The 18516-nt window shown below is 69.2% G+C and carries 19 protein-coding genes; 5 read left to right on the top strand and 14 right to left on the bottom strand.

The window, feature by feature from the left end:
* Positions 1-106 precede the first annotated feature (106 nt).
* The 8 genes from ACEL92_RS02765 to ACEL92_RS02730 all read right to left on the bottom strand — a co-directional run bounded on the left by ACEL92_RS02765 (position 107) and on the right by ACEL92_RS02730 (position 7623).
* Entirely contained in the window at positions 107-1492 is a 1386-nt protein-coding gene (locus tag ACEL92_RS02765) for a DUF6779 domain-containing protein (protein WP_374024135.1), read from the bottom strand.
* Between the two features lie 86 nt (positions 1493-1578).
* On the bottom strand, positions 1579-2055 hold the full coding sequence (locus tag ACEL92_RS02760; RefSeq protein ID WP_374024134.1) for a DUF3180 domain-containing protein: 477 nt from the start codon (positions 2053-2055) through the stop codon (positions 1579-1581).
* On the bottom strand, positions 2055-2603 hold the full coding sequence (gene folK, locus ACEL92_RS02755) for a 2-amino-4-hydroxy-6-hydroxymethyldihydropteridine diphosphokinase (RefSeq protein WP_374024133.1): 549 nt from the start codon (positions 2601-2603) through the stop codon (positions 2055-2057). Before folK ends, ACEL92_RS02760 begins: the two co-directional genes overlap by 1 nt.
* Positions 2600-3001, bottom strand: a complete 402-nt coding sequence (folB, locus tag ACEL92_RS02750) for a dihydroneopterin aldolase (RefSeq protein WP_374024132.1) — start codon at positions 2999-3001, stop codon at positions 2600-2602. The genes folK and folB overlap by 4 nt, the downstream gene beginning before the upstream one ends.
* Complete coding sequence (folP, locus tag ACEL92_RS02745) at positions 2994-3827, bottom strand: dihydropteroate synthase (protein ID WP_374024131.1); 834 nt, start codon at positions 3825-3827, stop codon at positions 2994-2996. The genes folB and folP overlap by 8 nt, the downstream gene beginning before the upstream one ends.
* A gap of 19 nt (positions 3828-3846) precedes the next feature.
* A complete protein-coding gene (gene folE, locus ACEL92_RS02740) occupies positions 3847-4461 on the bottom strand; it encodes a GTP cyclohydrolase I FolE (RefSeq protein ID WP_374024130.1) in 615 nt (204 codons plus the stop codon).
* A gap of 15 nt (positions 4462-4476) precedes the next feature.
* Positions 4477-6882 carry an ATP-dependent zinc metalloprotease FtsH gene (ftsH, locus tag ACEL92_RS02735; RefSeq protein ID WP_374024129.1) on the bottom strand — a complete coding sequence of 802 codons (2406 nt, stop codon included), beginning with the start codon at positions 6880-6882 and terminating at the stop codon, positions 4477-4479.
* 324 nt (positions 6883-7206) lie between these two features.
* A complete protein-coding gene (locus tag ACEL92_RS02730) occupies positions 7207-7623 on the bottom strand; it encodes a VOC family protein (RefSeq protein WP_374024128.1) in 417 nt (138 codons plus the stop codon).
* Positions 7624-7757: 134 nt separating this feature from the next.
* On the opposite strand from ACEL92_RS02730, the gene ACEL92_RS02725 reads away from it, so the two are divergent.
* The 3 genes from ACEL92_RS02725 to ACEL92_RS02715 are packed head-to-tail and all read left to right on the top strand — an operon-like array spanning position 7758 to position 10923.
* Entirely contained in the window at positions 7758-8726 is a 969-nt protein-coding gene (locus ACEL92_RS02725) for an alpha/beta fold hydrolase (protein WP_374026057.1), read from the top strand.
* On the top strand, positions 8723-9910 hold the full coding sequence (locus ACEL92_RS02720) for an LLM class flavin-dependent oxidoreductase (protein ID WP_374024127.1): 1188 nt from the start codon (positions 8723-8725) through the stop codon (positions 9908-9910). The genes ACEL92_RS02725 and ACEL92_RS02720 overlap by 4 nt, the downstream gene beginning before the upstream one ends.
* Positions 9910-10923: a zinc-binding dehydrogenase gene (locus ACEL92_RS02715; RefSeq protein ID WP_374024126.1), complete on the top strand. Its 1014-nt coding sequence runs from the start codon at positions 9910-9912 to the stop codon at positions 10921-10923. The genes ACEL92_RS02720 and ACEL92_RS02715 overlap by 1 nt, the downstream gene beginning before the upstream one ends.
* A gap of 58 nt (positions 10924-10981) precedes the next feature.
* On the opposite strand, the gene ACEL92_RS02710 is transcribed toward ACEL92_RS02715, so the two are convergent.
* Together ACEL92_RS02710 and ACEL92_RS02705 are read right to left on the bottom strand one after the other, a co-directional pair.
* Positions 10982-12217 (bottom strand): PPE family protein, encoded by a 1236-nt coding sequence (locus ACEL92_RS02710; protein ID WP_374024125.1) that lies wholly within the window; start codon positions 12215-12217, stop codon positions 10982-10984.
* A gap of 11 nt (positions 12218-12228) precedes the next feature.
* Entirely contained in the window at positions 12229-12528 is a 300-nt protein-coding gene (locus tag ACEL92_RS02705) for a PE family protein (RefSeq protein ID WP_374024124.1), read from the bottom strand.
* Positions 12529-12983: 455 nt separating this feature from the next.
* Here ACEL92_RS02705 and ACEL92_RS02700 point away from each other — a divergent pair, with 455 nt between their 5' ends.
* Positions 12984-13730, top strand: a complete 747-nt coding sequence (locus ACEL92_RS02700; protein ID WP_374024123.1) for an SIMPL domain-containing protein — start codon at positions 12984-12986, stop codon at positions 13728-13730.
* Positions 13731-13843: 113 nt separating this feature from the next.
* Here ACEL92_RS02700 and hpt read toward each other — a convergent pair whose 3' ends face one another.
* The 4 genes from hpt to dacB are packed head-to-tail and all read right to left on the bottom strand — an operon-like array spanning position 13844 to position 17872.
* On the bottom strand, positions 13844-14455 hold the full coding sequence (gene hpt / locus ACEL92_RS02695) for a hypoxanthine phosphoribosyltransferase (RefSeq protein ID WP_374026056.1): 612 nt from the start codon (positions 14453-14455) through the stop codon (positions 13844-13846).
* 50 nt (positions 14456-14505) lie between these two features.
* Positions 14506-15468 (bottom strand): tRNA lysidine(34) synthetase TilS, encoded by a 963-nt coding sequence (gene tilS / locus ACEL92_RS02690; RefSeq protein ID WP_374024122.1) that lies wholly within the window; start codon positions 15466-15468, stop codon positions 14506-14508.
* Positions 15447-16490: a zinc-dependent metalloprotease gene (locus ACEL92_RS02685; RefSeq protein WP_374024121.1), complete on the bottom strand. Its 1044-nt coding sequence runs from the start codon at positions 16488-16490 to the stop codon at positions 15447-15449. The genes tilS and ACEL92_RS02685 overlap by 22 nt, the downstream gene beginning before the upstream one ends.
* Positions 16487-17872 (bottom strand): D-alanyl-D-alanine carboxypeptidase/D-alanyl-D-alanine-endopeptidase, encoded by a 1386-nt coding sequence (dacB, locus tag ACEL92_RS02680; RefSeq protein ID WP_374024120.1) that lies wholly within the window; start codon positions 17870-17872, stop codon positions 16487-16489. Before dacB ends, ACEL92_RS02685 begins: the two co-directional genes overlap by 4 nt.
* A 113-nt stretch (positions 17873-17985) precedes the next feature.
* On the opposite strand from dacB, the gene ACEL92_RS02675 reads away from it, so the two are divergent.
* On the top strand, positions 17986-18474 hold the full coding sequence (locus ACEL92_RS02675; RefSeq protein WP_374024119.1) for an inorganic diphosphatase: 489 nt from the start codon (positions 17986-17988) through the stop codon (positions 18472-18474).
* The last annotated feature ends 42 nt before the right edge of the window (positions 18475-18516 follow it).

Below are 18516 nucleotides of genomic sequence, written 5' to 3'. Positions count from 1 at the left end.
CTTTCGTTCGTTCCGGTCCCACCTCGTGGGTACCGTTCGGTCACTTAAACTGTAGTCGATCGGCGGGCCGCGACCAATGCAGGCCCGCTGTGAGGAAGCTCCCAGCTCAGCCGTCGCGGCGCCGACGCCGGCCGCCCTCGGACGGCTGCACCTGCAGCCGCGCCAGCAGCTCGGCAACCGACTGACCGCCCGTCGTGGGGCCTTCACCCGGGCCGTCGGAACCCTGCACCAGCGGGTCCGCGCCGCCGTGCCGGGGCGCTTGGTCCGGCGGTGGCGGCGGGGCGAGCCGCGGCGGTGGTGGCTCCGCTTCGGTGTGGGGCGACGGCGACTGCGGCGGCGATGGCGCAGGGGGCGTGGCCGCGGCGGGACTCGGGCCGGACGCGAAGGTCGGCTCGCTCGGGGGTTCCGGCGCGAAGGTGCCGGCGCCGTAGTCGCGGTACTCGGCGGAGTGGCGCGACCGCGCTCGGGGACCCGGCTCGCCGAACGGCGGCGTGGGCGCCGGCTCGTCGCGGGGGGCGGCCCACGTCTCGCCCGGTTCGGAGTGGCGGGCGCGGCGCCGTCGGCCCGACGTCTGCTCGCCCGGCGTGGCGGACTGGTCGGCACCGGCCCAGTTGCTGCCCGGCGCGCCGGGCGGCAACCACAGCCCGGACGCGCCCGCCGGCTGCTGCCAACCCTGCGGCTGGGTCTCCGGCTGTGGCGCCGACGGCGGCGGCTGACGTGGTTGCAAGCGCGGCTCGGGCTCAGGCGGTGCGGCGTCGGGGAAGGGTTGCGGCGGCGGGGGCTCCTGCGGCGGTTGGTACTGGTAGGGGGTGCGCTCACGGCGGGGCTGCGGCTGGCTCTGCGGCTGACGGGGCGGCAACAACGGTTCCTCGGGCACGTCGATGATCGCCGTCTCGTCGGCGCGGGCCGGTGGGTTGTCCTGGGCGACGGAGGTGACCCGGTCGCTGGCGACCCAGTCGTAGGGCGCGTCACGCGGAGTTTCGCCGTTGCGGTCCCACTCGCTGTACGCGCGCTCGGGTGCCGCCTCCGTTTCGGGCGTCTCCAGGGCCGGCCGCTGGGCGAGGTCGGTGTCGAACAGGATTTCCAGGCTGGTCCGCAGCGCGCTCAACTCCGCGCGCAGCTCGGCCAGGTCGTCGGCGGCTTGTGCGCGCAGCTCGGACGCCAGCTCGCGGCGCAGCTGGGACTCGACGGTCAGCTCGTACTCGCGCCGGGCCGAGATCTCCCGATCCAGCTGCAAGTCGTACACCAGCTTCAGGTCGCGGACGCGGGATTGATCCGCGTCGCTCTGGCGGCGGTACAGCACCGAGACGAAGGCGCCGGCGACTGCGGCCCACAGGGCCAGGATTACAGCGAGCTTGAGGAGTTCCACCCGATTGGTGAAAACCAATGCGGAACTGGCCCCCATCGCGAGGACCAGCAACGCGGTCAAGAGCACCCACCCCGGCCTGCGGCCGCCGCGCCGAACCCGGGCGCCGCGGGACAGAACGGTCATGGCCTGACTGTACCTGCGCGAGGTCAATCCGCGTGTCGCCCTACTCCGGCGATTCTCACGCCGTTGTTGGCCCGGTCACAGCAGCACTAGTTTTCGGCGCCCTCGCCGTGCTCGGTCTGGTCCGGCGGCGACTTGCAGCAATGCTGCAGCCACAGCGCGGCAAGAAGCAGCGCCAGCGCGCTGACCGCCGCGACCACGGTGCCGGTCGTGTCTTCGGCGGCCGCCCGCAGCCAGGACCGTCGCGGCAGGAAATACACCAGGATCCCGACCCAACACCCCAGCATCAGCGCCCCCACCCAGGCCGACGCCTTGGCGATCATCAGGCTGCGGGCCACCGCCAGCGGGTGCAACCAGCCGGGGCCGGCGCCGATCTCGCCGTCGTTGATTTTCGTCCGGACGTAGCGCGCCCACAGGGCTTCGCCGACCGCGACCGCCAGCAGCGACAGACCGGTCCACACCGTTATCGGCGGAAACCACCGGTAGAGGCCGTTGACCAGCAGATAGCCCACCACCGCGGCGGCGACCACCGCGGCCGTGAGGTCACGTTTCCTGGTCGGGCCCATCAGCTTTGATGTTTCCGGTCGGCGTCGGCGCCGCCCGCCCGGTGCAACTTCAGGTCGGTCAGCCGGACGCTTTCCCGGTCGACGGGGTCCAGCTGGGCGAGCAAACCCGAGACCGGCTGAGTATCCCCGGCGACGGTCAATTGGGCGTCGGGGTCGATGGCGAGCCAGGGGATCATCACGAAGGCCCGCAGGTGGGCCAGGGGGTGCGGCAACGTCAGGTTGTTCTCGCGGGAGATCACCTCCGCCTCGCCGTAGCAGGCGATCAGGTCCACGTCGAGGGTGCGCGGGCCCCAGCGCTCGCCGCGCACGCGGCCCGCGGCCCGCTCGAAGTCCTGGGCCCGGCGCAACCAGCACTGCCCGTCGCACGCCGGGTCGTTGGCGATCAGCACCGCGTTGAGAAACGGCGCCTGGTCGACCCGGCCCCAGGGATCGGTCTCGTAGACCGGGGAGACCGCGAGCACCGTCTCGCCGAGCCCGTCGACGACGGACTGCAGCCGGGCGAGGCGGTCGCCCAGGTTGGAGCCGATGGAAAGGACCACCCAAGTCATAGGCGCCGCTCCGCCGGGATCACCGAGCCGCGGCCGCCGCGGCGCGACCGCCGTGCCACCACCGCGACGTCGGCGAACTGATGCGGGATCGGGGCCTGCGGCTTGTGCACCACGACCTCGACGGCATGCACGCGTTCGTCTTGCATCACCCGGTCGGCGATATCACCCCCGACGGCTTCGATGAGGTTGCGCGGCGGCCCGGCCACGATGTCGGCCGCCAGCTGGGCCAGGCGGGCGTAGTCGTAGGTGTCGGCCAGCTCGTCGCTGGCGGCGGCCTCCGCGAGGTCGATCCACACCGTCATGTCGATGACGAAGTCCTGCCCGTCGGCGCGCTCGTGATCGAAAACTCCGTGTCGCCCACGAATCGTCAACCCCCGCAATTCGATTCGATCAGCCATCGTCTCCAGCCAGCTCGGTTTGCCGCGTTTCGGTCTGTGTCCAGGCCCCCACCACCTTGAGGGCGTCGGCCGTGGCCCGCACGTCGTGCACGCGAACGCCCCAGGCCCCGTACAGCGCCGCCAGCGCGGAGATCACCGCGGTCGCCGTCTCGCGGCCGGCGGGCGGTCGCGGCGAGCCATCCGGCCCGGCTAACAACGTACCGAGGAACCGCTTACGCGATGCGCCCAGGAGGACGGGGATTCCGGTGGCCACCAACTGCGGCAACGCCCGCAGCAGCGCCCAATTGTGTTGAGCCGTCTTGGCGAACCCGAGTCCGGGGTCGATCACCAATTTGGCGGGGTCGACGCCCGCGGCCACCGCGGCGTCGACGCTGGTGAGCAGCTCGTCGCGCACTTCGGCCACCACGTCGCCGTAGTGGGGGGCCGCGTGCGGGCGCTCGGCGGACACCGAACGCCAGTGCATCAGTACCCACGGCACGCCGGCTTCGGCCAGCAGCGGCGCCATGGCGGGATCGGCGCGCCCACCCGACACGTCGTTGACGATCCGCGCGCCGTTCTGCAGCGCCGCACGCGCGACGTCGGCGTGCATGGTGTCGATGCTTACCGTAATCCCCTCGGCCACAAGTTCTTTGACGACGGGGATCACGCGAGAGGTCTCGATCTGGGAGTCGATCCGGGTGGCGCCGGGCCGAGTCGACTCACCGCCGACGTCGACGATGTCCGCACCCTCGGCGGCCAGCGTCACCCCGTGCGCAACGGCGTTGCCGGTGTCGAGATAGCGGCCGCCGTCGGAGAACGAGTCGTCAGTGACGTTTACGACTCCCATCACCCGCACAGGCGCCGGCTCACTTACGCAAGATGAGGTCGAGCGCTTCGGCTCGAGAAGCAGCGTTGGACTTGAACTGCCCGCGCACCGCCGAGGTGGTGGTGACGGCGCCGGGCTTGCGGACGCCGCGCATCGCCATGCACAGGTGCTCGGCTTCGATGACGACGATCACCCCGCGCGGGTTGAGCTTCTTCATCAGCGCGTCGGCGATTTGGCTGGTCAGCCTTTCCTGCACCTGTGGGCGCTTGGCGTAGAGGTCGACCAGGCGGGCGATCTTGGACAGCCCGGTGACGCGTCCGTCGGCGCCGGGGATGTACCCGACATGCGCGACACCATGGAACGACACCAAATGGTGCTCGCAGGTCGAGTACAGCGGGATCTCCTTGACCAGCACCAGTTCGTCGTGTTCCTCGTCGAACATGGTGTTCAGCACGCTGTCGGGGTCGGTGTAGAGGCCGGCGAACATCTCTTGGTAGGCGCGGGCGACGCGAGCCGGCGTCTCGCGCAGGCCGTGCCGGTCCGGGTCCTCGCCGATGGCGTACAGCAACTCCCGGACCGCGGCCTCGGCGCGCTCCTGATCGAACACCCGAGTCGATGCAGTGGCGGTGTCCGGGTCGAAACCGGTTACTGCCATCGAATCCTCCGTTCGTCAGCCGTGAGCCGGCGGGTTGGACCGGCTTACGTCGTCGTCCTGCTGGTCGGGAGACCTTGCACCGTCCGGGTCGGGGAGACTCGGCGGCGGGTAGGGCGGGTAGGGCGGGTAGGGCGGGTAGGGCGGCGGCGCCTGACCCTGCTGACCGGGGTAGGCCTGCTGACCCGAGTGTCCTTGCTGACCGGGATAACCCGGGTAGTGCCCCGCCGGCTGCGGCCAGTACGGCTGCTGTGGGGCCTGCGGCGGCGGATACCAGTAATTCTGGTCCTGGGGCGGCCAGCCAGGCGCGTGCCAGCCCGCCGGCGCACCATAGTCCGGCTGCGTGGGGGCGTGCGGGGCTCCCGGACGCTGACCGGAGCCCTGAGAGCCCTGAGAACCATTGCCGCCGTTGCTGTTTCGGTCGGCGTCCGCTCCCGCGGCCGCCTGGCTGGCCCGCGCGATGGCCGCCTTGAACGCCGGCTCGGGGACCGGCGGCGGCCACGGCTCGCCGCGCTCCATCGCCAGCTCGCCGGGCGTCTTGATCGGCGGCTTGTCCGACGGGATGCGGCCACCGAAATCGTCGAACATGGTGAGCCGAGGCCGCTTTTCGACGTCGGCGAAGATGCCCTCCAGCTCGGCGCGGTGCAGCGTTTCCTTTTCCAGCAGCTCGCCGGCCAATGTGTCGAGCACGTCGCGGTATTCGGTGAGGATCTCCCACGCCTCGGTGTGAGCGGCCTCGATCAGCTTGCGGATCTCGTCGTCGATGTCGCGGGCGACCTCGTGGGAGTAGTCGGCCTGCGTCCCCATCGTGCGGCCCAGGAAGGGGTCGCCGTGTTCGGTGCCGTACTTGACCGCGCCCAGCTTGGAGCTCATCCCGAATTCGGTGACCATCGCGCGGGCCACCTTGGTGGCCTGCTCGATGTCGGACACCGCGCCCGTCGTCGGCTCCCGGAACACCAGCTCCTCCGCGGCGCGCCCGCCCATCGCGAACACCAGTTGCGCGATCATCTCCGAGCGGGTTCGCAGGCCCTTGTCTTCCTCGGGCACCGCGACCGCGTGGCCGCCGGTACGCCCGCGCGCGAGGATGGTCACCTTGTAGATCGGCTCGATGTCCGGCATGGCCCAGGCCGCCAGGGTGTGCCCGCCCTCGTGGTAGGCGGTGATCTTCTTTTCCTGCTCGCTGATGATGCGGCCTTTGCGGCGCGGGCCGCCGATCACCCGGTCCACCGCCTCTTCGAGCGCGGCGCTGGTGATGACGGTGCCGTTCTCCCGGGCGGTCAGCAGCGCGGCCTCGTTGATGACGTTGGCCAGGTCGGCGCCGGTCATGCCGACGGTGCGCTTGGCCAGCCCGTCGAGGTCGGCGTCCGGGGCGATGGGCTTGCCCTTGGAGTGCACCTGCAGGACGGCCCGCCGGCCCGCCAGGTCGGGGTTGGACACCGGTATCTGCCGGTCGAAGCGGCCGGGCCGCAGCAGCGCCGGATCCAGGATGTCGGGCCGGTTGGTGGCCGCGATGAGGATGACACCGGCGCGCGGGTCGAAGCCGTCCATCTCCACGAGCAGCTGGTTCAGCGTCTGCTCGCGTTCGTCGTGACCGCCGCCGAGGCCGGCGCCGCGCTGGCGGCCCACCGCGTCGATCTCGTCGACGAAGATGATGCAGGGGTTGTTCTGCTTGGCCTGCTCGAACAGGTCGCGCACCCGTGATGCGCCGACACCGACGAACATCTCGACGAAGTCGGAGCCGGAGATGGTGAAGAACGGGACGCCGGCCTCACCGGCGACCGCGCGCGCCAGCAGCGTCTTGCCCGTCCCCGGCGGGCCGTAGAGCAGCACGCCCTTGGGGATCTTGGCGCCCAGTGCCTGATAACGGCCGGGGTTCTGCAGGAAGTCCTTGATCTCGTAGAGCTCTTCGACCGCCTCGTCGACGCCCGCGACGTCGGCAAACGTCGTCTTGGGCATGTCCTTGTTGAGCAGCTTGGCGCGTGACTTGCCGAACCCGAAGCCCATCCGGGCGCCGCCCTGCATGCGGGAGAACATCACGAACAGGCCCACCAGCAACAGCAGCGGCAACACGTAAACGAGCAGCTCGCCCAGGATGCTGCCCTGGTTGACGACCGTGCTGACCTTCGCGTTCTTGGCGCTCAGCGCGTTGAACAGGTCGACCGCGTACCCGCTCGGGTATTTGGTGATGACCTTGTCGGAGTTGTCGGTGTCGTTGTTGCCCTTCTTCAGGGTCAACCGCACCTGCTGTTCGCGGTCGTCGATCTGCGCGCTCTTGACGTTGTCGCCGTTGATCTGCGCCACCGCCACCGACGTGTCGACGGGTTTATAGCCGCGGGTGTCGTCGCTGAAATAGAAGAACGACCAACCGAGCAGCACCACGACGGCGATCGCCGTGATGGTGCGGATAACGTTTTTCCGGTTCATCAATCATCGGCCTTGGTGGCCAGGTCCTTCCCGAGATACACGCAGCTGGAAAAGTCCAGGTTACCGCTCGTGGCGATCGCCAGCCCCGGCAGAGCCGGGGTGCAGCGGGTCGCCACCATCGGCACCGTGGCGATCGCCAGCCCCGGCAGAGCCGGGGTGCTGAGGGCACCTCGCGCTCGCGCGGGCCGCGTCGCCACCGTTTGGTCGGTACAACGACCGAGGGTTCCCTCGGGGTCACGCCGAGCGTCACGCCAGCGCAACGGTGGGCTGCGGCGGCCACGCCAGCGTGACGTTCGGTGGCGGGCGCACTCGTCGGGGATCACCTCACTCGTAATAGCGGGCCTCGATCACGTTGCCGTCCGGATCGGCGAAATAGAACGCCTGCGGCGCCCAGCCCTGCGCCCCGAAGTTGGGGCCCAACCGCGCCCCGGTGTCGACTCCCTCCGCTCGCAGGCGTTCATCCAATGCGTCGTACTCGGACTTCGACAGCGCAAGGCAAACGTGGTTCACCGGGTGCCCGGCGCTGCCGTCCGTCCGCGTCAGCGCCTCGGTGCCGGCGATATTGGTAATCGGCGACAGGTCGATGATCGAGTCCTCACACACCCGAACACTCGGGAACGGCGCGTCGCCGGCCTCGAACTCTGCAAATCGGACCGGCGCCAACCCGACCACCCTTGTATAGAAATCCATCGACGCCCGCGGATTACTCGTCCAGAGGACGACGTGGTCGAGCCGCCTCATGCCGCGTCCCCCTACTTCCAAGAAATCCGAAGGCTTCACGGCGATATCTACCAGGCGACCAAAGCCATTGGAATGCTATTCGCAATCAGCGCGAATACTTCTCAGCCCCGGAGGGGGTGTGCTTTGGTGACATGGTGCCCAAATCAACCGAACGGTTAGTCGAAACCAACGGTGTACAGCTACGGGTAGTCGAGGCGGGAGAGCGCGGCGCGCCCGTCGTCATTTTGGCCCACGGCTTTCCCGAATTGGCCTATTCGTGGCGCCACCAGATACCGGTCCTCGCCGAGGCCGGCTACCACGTGCTGGCGCCCGACCAGCGCGGCTACGGCGGCTCCTCTCGCCCCGAACCGATCGAGGCCTACGACATCCACCATCTGACGGCCGACCTGGTCGGCCTGCTCGACGACGTCGGCGCCGAGCGTGCCGTATGGATCGGACACGACTGGGGCGCCGCCGTCGTCTGGAATGCCCCGCTGCTGCACCCGGATCGGGTCGCGGCCGTCGCCGCGCTCAGCGTGCCGGCCGTCCCCCGCTCACACGTGGCGCCGACGAGGGCGTGGCGCAAGATGCTCGGCGACAGGTTCTTTTACATCCTTTACTTCCAGGAGCCTGGCGTCGCCGACGCGGAACTCAACGGCGACCCCGCGCGCACGATACGCAGAATGCTGGGCGGCCTGCGCACATCGGGTGACCCGCTCTCCGCGGCCCGCATGGTGGCGCCCGGTGACGAGGGGTTTATCGATCGCCTTCCCGAACCCGACCGGCTGCCGGACTGGCTCAGCCAGGACGAGCTCGACCACTACATCAGCGAGTTCTCCCGCACCGGGTTCACCGGAGGCCTGAACTGGTACCGCAACTTCGACCGCAACTGGGAGACCACGCCGGAGCTGGCCGACGCCAAAATCACCGTGCCCGCGCTCTTTATCGGCGGGACCGCCGATCCGGTGCTGACGTTCACCCGCGCTGACCGCGCGGCGGAATTGATCACCGGCCCCTACCAACAGGTCATGCTCGACGGCGCGGGGCACTGGCTGCAGCAGGAACGACCCGACGAGGTGAACTCGGCTTTGTTGGACTTCCTCAACGGATTGGAGCTGCGATGACTGCCCCCCTGCGGTTCGGTGTCTTCATCACACCGTTTCACCCGATCGGCCAATCGCCAACGGTAGCTTTGGAATACGACATGGAGCGCGTCGTCGCCCTGGACCGGCTCGGCTTTGACGAGGCGTGGTTCGGCGAACACCACTCCGGCGGCTACGAACTGATCGCCTGCCCGGAGGTGTTCATCGCGGCCGTCGCGGAGCGGACGAAGCACATCCGGCTCGGCACCGGAGTGGTCTCGCTGCCGTATCACCATCCGCTCATGGTGGCCGATCGGTGGGTGCTGCTCGACCACCTGACCCGCGGCCGGGTGATGTTCGGCACCGGCCCCGGCGCACTGCCGTCGGACGCCTACATGATGGGCATCGACCCGGTGGATCAACGGCACATGATGCAGGAGTCGCTCGAGGCGATCCTCGCGTTGTTTCGGGCCGGCCCGTCGGAGCGGATCGACCGCCACACCGACTGGTTCACCTTGCGCGAGGCGCAGTTGCACATCCGGCCCTACACCTGGCCCTACCCCGAGATTTCCACGGCAGCAATGATTTCGCCGTCCGGCCCCCGGCTGGCGGGCGCATTGGGCACGTCCTTGCTGTCGCTGTCGATGTCGGTCCCGGGCGGCTTCGCCGCCCTGGAAACCACCTGGGACGTGGTGCGCGAGCAGGCCGCCAAAGTCGGCCGCGACGAGCCGGATCGGGCCGACTGGCGCGTTCTGAGCATCATGCACGTCGCCGACAGTCGCGAGAAGGCGATCGACGACTGCACTTACGGGTTGCAGGATTTCGCCAATTACTTCGGCGCGGCCGGATTCGTCCCGCTGGCCAACTCCGTCGAAGGCACCCAATCACCGCACGAGTTCGTCGAGGACTACGCGGCAAAGGGCAACTGCTGCATCGGCACCCCCGAGGACGCCATCGCCCACATCGAGGACCTGCTCGAGCGCTCCGGCGGTTTCGGCACGTTGCTGATGCTGGGTCACGACTGGGCCTCCCCAGAGGCGACGTATCACTGCTATGACCTGATGGCACGCAAAGTGATTCCCTATTTCAAGCGTCAGTTAGAAGCTTCGCGCTCGTCGCATGACTGGGCCAAGGGCAATCGCGATCAGCTGATCGGCCGAGCCGGTGAGGCCGTGGTAAAGGCCATCTCCGAGCATGTCGACGAACAGAAGGGGGTGAAGAGCTGATGCGCGCCGCGGTATTGCGTAACGGCCGGATGGTCTACCGGGATGATGTGCCGGATCCCGTGCCGGAGGCAGGGCAGGTGCTCGTCGGGGTGCGGGCGTGCGGGATCTGCGGCTCCGACTTGCATTTCGCCGCTCACGGCGCGCAGGTGCTCGAGATGAGCGATCGGGTGGCCGGCGGTAGAGGCGGCATGCACGTGGACCTCGATCACGACGTTTTCATGGGACACGAGTTCAGCGCTGAGGTGCTCGAGGCGGGCCCCGGCACCGAGACCCACCCGCCCGGCACGCTGGTCACCTCGCTTCCGGTGCTGATGTCGGCCACGGGGGCGGAGCCGATCATCTACAGCAACAACACCATCGGCGGCTACGCCGAACGCATGCTGCTGTCGGCGCCGCTGCTGCTGCCCATCCCCAACGGCCTGGACGTCAAACATGCGGCGCTGACCGAACCCATGGCGGTGGGCTTGCACGCCGTCAACAAGTCCGACATCGCCCCCGGCGAGACGGCCCTGGTCATCGGCTGCGGCCCGATCGGCATCGCGATCATCGCGGCCCTGCGTACCCGCGGCGTAGAAAGCATTGTGGCATGCGACTTTTCGCCGAAGCGGCGGGAACTGGCCACCGCGATGGGCGCCCATCGGACGCTGGACGCGGCGCAGGGCTCGCCTTTTGACTCCGTCAAGCCGCATGTGGTGTTCGAGGCGGTCGGTGTGCCGGGAATCATCGACGACGTGCTGCTTCGGGCCCGGCACGGGACTCGCCTGGTGGTGGCCGGCGTTTGCATGCAGCCAGACACGGTGCATCCGTTCTTCGCGATCGCCAAAGAGATCAACATGCAGTTCGTGGTCGCGTACACCCCTGAGGAGTTCACCGACTCGCTGCGTGCGCTGGCCGAGGGTGACATCGACGTCAGCCCGTTGATCACCGGGGAGGTCGGCCTGGACGCGGTCGGCACGGCCTTCGACGACCTCGCCGACCCCGAGCGACACTGCAAGGTTCTCGTCACACCCTAGATACATGGTGGCGACCTCAGGAACACCATAGTCAGTGGCTGGTGACAAAGGTCTACTCTCAACCGCCCGCGGGAGGTTGAGCGACCACCGTGGGCTTGAACCCGTATCGGGGGGTGACGAATTGTCCCGTTGCGCTGCGGCCCATCCCGCCAAGCGGTGTCATCGGCACCCCGCCTACCGCATTCGTGGCAGGTTCGACGGCCCCCGCCGTGCTGAAACCGTTGAGCGCCACGGTGACCGGCGCGGGGACGGGCGTCGCGCTCGCCCACCCTGCCGGCACGGACAAGCCCCCGACCGACGCCGCCTTACCGACGGCTCCGCCGATCGAGCCGAGCGAGCCCAGTCCTGCGCCGCCCGATACCGCGGCGGGCAGCGCCGCTTCGGCGGCCTTGGCGGCGCCCTCGGTGGCGGACTTCGCGGCGGGCATCATGCCCTGAGCGATCCCCTGAATGTCCTTGAACGCCGTGGTGAAAAGCCTTGTCGGCGATATCAATCGGATGAACGCGTCGAACGGCGTGCTGGCATCCAAGGTTTGCGACCCGGTCAGACCCTCCAACAAATCACCCAGCGGGCCGCCGATGACGAGCCCGTCGCCTTCGGGGTTCAGACTGATTCCGCCCAGGAAAAACGTGGGACTGGCAACCGCGGGGTTGTTCGGCAACCCGGCCAGCGACGACAGCGTTTGCGGCACCGCTTCCAGTCCCGGCGAACCGCTGTTCGCGGCCGCTTGGGCCACCGCCGCGGCCTGACCCGCGACCCCGGCCGGGTTGGTGGTGGGGGCCGCCGGCTCGAGCGGCGGCAAGGTCGCCGCGGCGGCGGAGGCGCCCGCATAGCCATACATTGCGGCGGCGTCCTGGGCCCACATTTCGCCGTATTGTGCTTCGGCGGCCGCGATCGCCGCGGTGTTCTGACCGAGGACATTCGTCGCCAGCAGCTCCATCAACAGCGCGCGGTTCGCCGCAATCACCGGCGGCGGCACCGTCTCGGCGAACGCCGACTCGTAGGCGCCCGCTGCCGCCATCGCTTGAGCCGCGGCCTCTTCCGCATGCCCGGCCGTGCCGCGGAGCCACGCCACCTGTGGCGCGGCCGCCGCCAGCATGGCGGCCGCTGCCGGCCCCTGCCACGGCCCGTCGCTGAGACCCGCGATCACCGAGCCATAGGCGGATGCCGCGGCGTGCAGCTCGGCGGCCAGCCCGTCCCACGCCGCCGCGGCGCTTACCAACGGCCCCGAGCCAGGTCCCGAGTACATCAGCGCGGAGTTGACCTCCGGTGGTAGCTGCGCGAAATCCAGCATTACGTTCCCGCCTAACCGACCGCGGCGGTGTTGGCGATCTCCGTGGCGGCATAGGAACCGGCGCTGATACCGAGCGTCGTCGCCAGTTGTTCGCGAACCGCCGCGGCCTCAGCGCTCACCTCCTGGAAGAGCCGCGCATGCCACGAGAACTGCGCCGCGGTCAGTATCGACACCAGATCAGCGGCGGCGGGAACCACCTCGGTCGTCGGTACGGCCATGGCCGAACTCCCCTGCCGCACGGCAGCGTTGATGCCATGCAGCTCCCCGGCGACCGCCTCGAGCATTTCCGGCTGCGCAAGCACGAAAGACATATCCCCTCCTCAAATCAGTCTGTAATCAACAACTTTCAGCGCCAACCGTCGGGCACCTAATCGGACGCCTCGACACGTTAGGGAATCGCGCCCAGGGATTGACAGCCTTGGGCCGGCCATTTCATGACTGAGTCGATAACTGTTCACTTAGCTGATCAGAAATGCTGGGACTTTTGCGTACTGCATGAAAGTCATTTAAAACCAATATGTTTGGAGTCATATATGTACTTATATGTGGTTACCAGATTAACCAGACATGTTTGCCGAAGGAAGCAGACGACCGCCGGCCCCACCGCGCGATCAAGCACGCGGCCCGCCCGCGCGCAACGCCGGCGAACTTCCGGTTTACAAGCAATGCCATTGCCGGACAGCAATATCCGCGCAAGGAATCGGGCGACTCGCCCGACACCGGGCGACCCGTAGCCGCGGCCTGCGCCAACGGTTAGGGTGCCAGCATGCCGGTCGCAAGGAATGCCCCGAGATTTGCCCGCAAGTGCATCACCCTGGCCGTCGCCGGGTTAGCCACCGCCACGGTGTCAGCGTGCGACTCCGCGCCTTCGGCGCCCGCACCCGGCGTCAATCCTCGCCAGGTCACCGTCGTGGGATCGGGGCAAGTCCAGGGCGTTCCGGATACCCTGACCGCCGACGTGGGTATCGAATTCACCGCACCCGATGTGACCTCGGCGATGAACCAGACCAACGACCGCCAGCAAGCGGTCATCAACGCGCTTGCGGGTGCGGGCCTCGACCGCAAGGACATCAGCACCAACGAGGTCACGCTTCAGCCGCAGTTCAACAACCCGGAGCCAAACGGCAGCGCCGCCATCACCGGCTACCGCGCCACCAACGCCATCACTGTCAAAATCCACCCGCCCGACGCCGCGTCACGGATGCTGGCACTCATCGTCGGCACCGGTGGCGACGCCACCCGGATCAAATCGGTGAGCTACTCCATTGCCGACGACTCACAGCTGGTCAAGGATGCCCGTACGCGGGCGTTCAACGACGCCAAGAACCGCGCCGAGCAGTACGCCCAGCTGTCCGGCCTCCGGCTGGGCAGGGTGCTGTCCATCTCGGAGGCGACCGAACCAACGACGGGTGGGCCGCCCGCGCCGCCCAGGGCCATGCCCAGCGCTGTCCCGCTGGAACCCGGCCAGCAGACGGTGAGCTTCTCGGTGACCGCGGTGTGGGAGCTGAACTAGCCCAATGGCGGCGACCCGCCGCGCCCGGCGCCGCCGCGCTTGCGATCGCCGCAGAGCCCAATGGCGGCGACCCGCCGCGCCCGGCGCCGCCGCGTCCGGAGCCGCCGCGCTGCCTACTGCTGGTAGACCCTGGGGTCCAGGGTGCCGATGTAGGACAGGTCGCGGTAACGCTCGTCGTAGTCCAGGCCGTAGCCCACGACGAAGTCGTTGGGGATGTCAAAGCCCACATAGGCGATGTCGACGTTGGCGCCCTTGGCGTCGGGTTTGCGCAGCAGCGTGCACACGCGCAGCGATCGCGGATGGCGGCTGGTGAGGTTGCGCAGCAGCCAGGACAGTGTCAGGCCCGAGTCGACGACGTCCTCCACGATCAGCACGTCGCGGCCCTGGATGTCGCGGTCCAGGTCCTTGAGGATCCGCACCACACCGGACGACGACGTCGAAGACCCGTAGGAGCTGACGGCCATGAACTCGAACTGGGTGGGCACCGGAATCGCCCGCGCCAGGTCGGTGACAAAGATCACAGCGCCCTTGAGTACGGTGATCAGCAGCAGATCCTGGCCGGTCTCGGCGATGACGTCGCTGTAGTGCGCGCCGATCTCCTCGCCGAGTTCGCCGATTCGCGCCTGGATCTGCTCGGCGGTAAGCAGGACCGACTTGATGTCCCCCGGGTACAGCTCCACGGGCTGCGCGGGGGTGATCGCCGAGGAGATCTGGGCCACGCCCACAGAGTGCCACGCCAACGGCCGAATAACCAACGGCGACCCCGGTATTGCGCCTATCGGACCGGTTCCCGCCACAGGGTCAGGACGCCGTCGCGCCGACCCGCGATCAACCGCTCGTCGCGCAGCGCGGACCCGACCGCCACCCCGCCCTGCCCGCGCCAGGTGGTGACGAGCGCGTCGACGCCGCGGATCTGCTTGTCCGTCAAGCCGGTTGCGCCGCCCGCCAGCAGCCAGCCGCGGATCACCCGGCGCCGCACCGCGGCGGGCAGCGCGCCCAGGGCCTGGGCCCGCAGCCCCGCACCGGCCTTCGCGTCGGGCAATGCCTGCGCGGCGAGCGTGTCGATTAGCTCGGTGTCCTCCCGCAGCGCCGTCGCCGTCCGGGCCAGCGCCTCGGCCACGCCGCCGCCCAGCACGTCCTCCAGCAGCGGCAGCACCTCCAGGCGCAGTCGGCTCCGCGTGAAGCGGCGGTCGGCGTTGTGCGGATCCTGCCACGGCGTCAAACCCAGCTCGAGGCACGCGGCGTGGGTCACGCCCCGCCGCACACCCAACAACGGCCGGCCCCACGGCGGGTCGTACGGCCGCATCCCGGCGATCGACCGCACACCCGACCCGCGACCCAACCCCAGCAGCACGGTCTCCGCCTGATCGTCGAGCGTGTGGCCCAGCAGCACCGGCCCGTCGTGGTACGCGCTCAGTGCGGCATAGCGGGCGGCGCGGGCCGCCGCCTCGGGACCGCCTTCGTTGCCGACGTGCACCCGAACTAATTGGGCCGCAACGCATCCCAGGCCGACGGCTTGCGCCCGGGCGGTTTCGGCGACGGCGGCGGAGTCGGGTTGCAGGCCGTGATCGACGATTACGGCGGTGGTGGGCCGCAGCTGGGCGGCCACCGCGGTGAGCGCGAGCGAATCGGGACCGCCGGACAGGGCCACGCACCACTGTTCGACGGTGGCGACGTGGGTCTTGACGAACGCCTGGACAGCCGCGCGCAGCTGCCCTACAGCACCCTGTCGATCCATCGCCCAGGATCCTCGATCTCGGCGGGCAGGGGCAGTGTCTCGGGTCCGGTCCAAATGGCGTTGAACCGCTCCATCCCGACCTTGCCCACCACGTGGTCGACGAACGCCTTGCCGCGCGTGTACTGGCTGAGCTTGGCGTCGAGCCCCAACAGCGCGCGCAGCAGGCGCTGCAGCGGCGGTTGCTTGCGGTTGCGCCGCTCGTCGAATCGGCGGCGGATCGTGGTCACCGACGGCACCACCATCGGCCCGACGGCGTCCATCACGTGGTCGGCGTGGCCCTCCAGCAGCGTGCCGAGCACCAGCAGCTGGTCGAGGGCCTGTCGCTGCGGCTCGGACTGCACCGCGCGCACCAGGCCGACGATTCCCGACGGGCTGTCGGGCGCCTCGCTGCCGCGGTTGCGCACGTATTCCGCGAGCCGGCCCGCCACCTGACCGATGTCCTCGCCGGCGTCGCGCGTCAACAGCGCCAGCGCCCGCGACATGTGCTCCGACAGCCACGGGTTGGCGGTGAACTGCACCCGGTGCGTCACCTCGTGCAGGCAGACCCACAGCCGGAAGTCGGAGGGCTCGACGCGCAGTTGCCGCTCGACGGCGATGACGTTGGGATACACGAGCAGCAGGCAGCCCTGCTTCGCGGCGGCGAACGGGTCGTACTGGCCGAGGATCCCGGACGACACGAACGCCAGCACGGCGCCGGTCTGTGCACCGGTGACGCGGCCGGTGAGAAAGCCCCGCGGCTTCTCGGCCCCGTTCATCATCACCCGCATCGACTCGGCGGCCGCGCCGATCCACTGCGGCCGGTCGACGATCCGGGCGGCGGGAACCGGGCCCTCGGTGACCAGTCCAGTGACCTCACGCACCGGCGGTTCGGCCTTGGCGGCCGAGCTGGTGAGCTCGTCGATCACCTGGCGACGGGTGTAGTCGCTGGACGGCGGGCCGGGACGGGCCAGCCGCCGGCCGACGGTGGCGGCGAATCCCCAGTCGACGGCGGTGCCGAGCGTCAGCTCCGAGGGCGGGCTCATGAGCACCCGCAGGACCACAGCTTGGTGGCCAGGGCATCCATCACGTTGCGGCCGTTCGGGCCGGCGGCGTTGGAGATGAAGGCGAACGTCAGCACCCGTCCGCTGCGGTCGGTGAGCACCCCGGCCAGGGCGTTGATCGCGGTCAGCGATCCGGTCTTGGCGCGCAGCCAGCCGGCGGGGCCCTGATTGGATGCGGCGTCGGTGAAGCGGTCGGCCAGGGTGCCGCTGCCTGCGGCGATCGGCAGCAGGTCCAGGAGCGCCCGCAGCGCCGGCTGGTCGGGTCCGGCGGCGGCCTGCAGCACGCCGTCGAGGGTCTTGGCGGTCAACCGGTCGTCGACGGAAAGCCCGCTGGAATCCATCAGCGTTAAGCCCCCGGTGTCGACGTGCGCGGTGCTCAACCGGTTGGACACCGCGTCGGCGGCGCCGGCGAAGCTGCGCGGTCGGTTGATCGCGGCCGCCACCTCGCGGGCGATGCACTCGGCCATCACGTTGTCGGAGTGGTCCATCATCTCCGACAACCGCTGGACCAGCGGCGCGGACTGCACGACGGCCAGCTGCCGCGCTCCGGACGGGGCCGTCGCGACCGTCACCGCGGCGGGATCGAGGCCCAGCGCCTTGGCCAACTCCCGCCCGGCGTCCAGCGCCGGGGTGCGGGAGCGCCGGGAGTTGACGGTGGTCGGCTGGATGCGCCCGGCGTCGATCATCACCGACTCGATCGGCGCGATGTCCCCGTTGTCGACGTCGGCCGCGTCCCAGCCCTGCGCCATCGTCGGCCCGCTGAACGCCGATGTGTCCACCTGCACCGCGGTTGGCGTCACGCCGCTCCGGCGGATCTGCTCGACGAGGTCGCCGATCCGGGCCGATCCGCGGTACCAGGTGTCGACGCCGGGCGGCGCCGCCGACAGCGCCGGATCACCGGCACCGACCAGCACGACGGGTCCCTGCGCGTTCTGGCTGCCGGCCACCACCCGCGTGCTGATCCGGGCCTGATGGTCCAGGGTGAGCAGGGCCGCGGCCGCCGTCAGCACCTTGTTGGTCGACGCGGGCACCAGCGGCATGTCGTCGGCCACCTGCCAGAGCTCTTTTCCGGTCAGGGCGTCGGTGACCCGCGCCCCCAACCTGCCCAGGTTGGGATCGGCCGCCACGGCCCCGAGCACGGCCGCCACCCCGGCCGCGCTTGGCGTCTCGGCGGTGTCGCTGACCGGGACCATTCCCGGCTTGACGGTCGGCGCGTGCGGGGGCGGTATCGGGGCGCGCGAGTTGTTGCCGCCATGCCCCGCCGAGGTGAAAAACGTTGCCGCCGCCACCACGGCGGCGGCAAACGCCAGCACGGCCAACCCGACGAACACATGGGTGGATTTTTGCCAGCGAGTGGGACCCATCGCTCTCCTGACTGTCTACGCCCATTCTGCCGAATCCGCCGCAAAGGCCTCGACTAGGGTGATCCCCGACGCGACGGGACCACCGCGAAACGCCCAGATCTAAGGAGCGCACAGTGCAATTCGACGTGACCATCGAGATCCTGAAAGGCCAGCGGAACAAGTACGAGATCGACCACGAGACCGGGCGGGTGCGCCTGGACCGCTACCTGTACACCTCGATGGGTTATCCGACCGACTACGGCTTCATCGAGGACACCCTCGGCGAGGACGGCGACCCGCTGGACGCGATGGTGCTGCTGCCGCAGTCGGTCTTTCCCGGAGTGATCGTCGAGGCGCGTCCGGTGGGCATGTTCCGGATGACCGACGAAAAGGGCGGCGACGACAAGGTGCTGTGTGTGCCGGCCGGCGACCACCGCTGGGACCACGTCCAGGACATCGCCGACGTCCCCGAGTTCGAGCTGGACGTGATCAAGCACTTCTTTGTGCACTACAAGGACCTGGAACCGGGCAAGTTCGTCAAGGCCGCCGACTGGGTCGGCCGCGCGGACGCCGAGGCCGAGGTGCAGCGCTCGGTGGAACGGTTCAAGTCCAACGGGCACTGACGCCCGACGATGTGCGGTGACGCTCATGGCGTAACCGCGTGC

Origin of the sequence: Mycobacterium hainanense, from assembly GCF_041890355.1 — a bacterium.
Lineage (GTDB): Bacteria > Actinomycetota > Actinomycetes > Mycobacteriales > Mycobacteriaceae > Mycobacterium > Mycobacterium hainanense.
This window is presented reverse-complemented; position numbering and strand designations above follow the sequence as displayed.

What these genes read in the sequence shown, in the direction of transcription:
- ACEL92_RS02765 (WP_374024135.1), bottom strand. Translation starts at nt 1,492, where the DNA reads ATGACCGTTCTGTCCCGCGGCGCCCGGGTTCGGCGCGGCGGCCGCAGG.
- ACEL92_RS02760 (WP_374024134.1), bottom strand. Translation starts at nt 2,055, where the DNA reads ATGGGCCCGACCAGGAAACGTGACCTCACGGCCGCGGTGGTCGCCGCC.
- folK (WP_374024133.1), bottom strand. Translation starts at nt 2,603, where the DNA reads ATGACTTGGGTGGTCCTTTCCATCGGCTCCAACCTGGGCGACCGCCTC.
- folB (WP_374024132.1), bottom strand. Translation starts at nt 3,001, where the DNA reads ATGGCTGATCGAATCGAATTGCGGGGGTTGACGATTCGTGGGCGACAC.
- folP (WP_374024131.1), bottom strand. Translation starts at nt 3,827, where the DNA reads ATGGGAGTCGTAAACGTCACTGACGACTCGTTCTCCGACGGCGGCCGC.
- folE (WP_374024130.1), bottom strand. Translation starts at nt 4,461, where the DNA reads ATGGCAGTAACCGGTTTCGACCCGGACACCGCCACTGCATCGACTCGG.
- ftsH (WP_374024129.1), bottom strand. Translation starts at nt 6,882, where the DNA reads ATGAACCGGAAAAACGTTATCCGCACCATCACGGCGATCGCCGTCGTG.
- ACEL92_RS02730 (WP_374024128.1), bottom strand. Translation starts at nt 7,623, where the DNA reads ATGAGGCGGCTCGACCACGTCGTCCTCTGGACGAGTAATCCGCGGGCG.
- ACEL92_RS02720 (WP_374024127.1), top strand. Translation starts at nt 8,723, where the DNA reads ATGACTGCCCCCCTGCGGTTCGGTGTCTTCATCACACCGTTTCACCCG.
- ACEL92_RS02715 (WP_374024126.1), top strand. Translation starts at nt 9,910, where the DNA reads ATGCGCGCCGCGGTATTGCGTAACGGCCGGATGGTCTACCGGGATGAT.
- ACEL92_RS02710 (WP_374024125.1), bottom strand. Translation starts at nt 12,217, where the DNA reads ATGCTGGATTTCGCGCAGCTACCACCGGAGGTCAACTCCGCGCTGATG.
- ACEL92_RS02705 (WP_374024124.1), bottom strand. Translation starts at nt 12,528, where the DNA reads ATGTCTTTCGTGCTTGCGCAGCCGGAAATGCTCGAGGCGGTCGCCGGG.
- ACEL92_RS02700 (WP_374024123.1), top strand. Translation starts at nt 12,984, where the DNA reads ATGCCGGTCGCAAGGAATGCCCCGAGATTTGCCCGCAAGTGCATCACC.
- tilS (WP_374024122.1), bottom strand. Translation starts at nt 15,468, where the DNA reads ATGGATCGACAGGGTGCTGTAGGGCAGCTGCGCGCGGCTGTCCAGGCG.
- ACEL92_RS02685 (WP_374024121.1), bottom strand. Translation starts at nt 16,490, where the DNA reads ATGAGCCCGCCCTCGGAGCTGACGCTCGGCACCGCCGTCGACTGGGGA.
- dacB (WP_374024120.1), bottom strand. Translation starts at nt 17,872, where the DNA reads ATGGGTCCCACTCGCTGGCAAAAATCCACCCATGTGTTCGTCGGGTTG.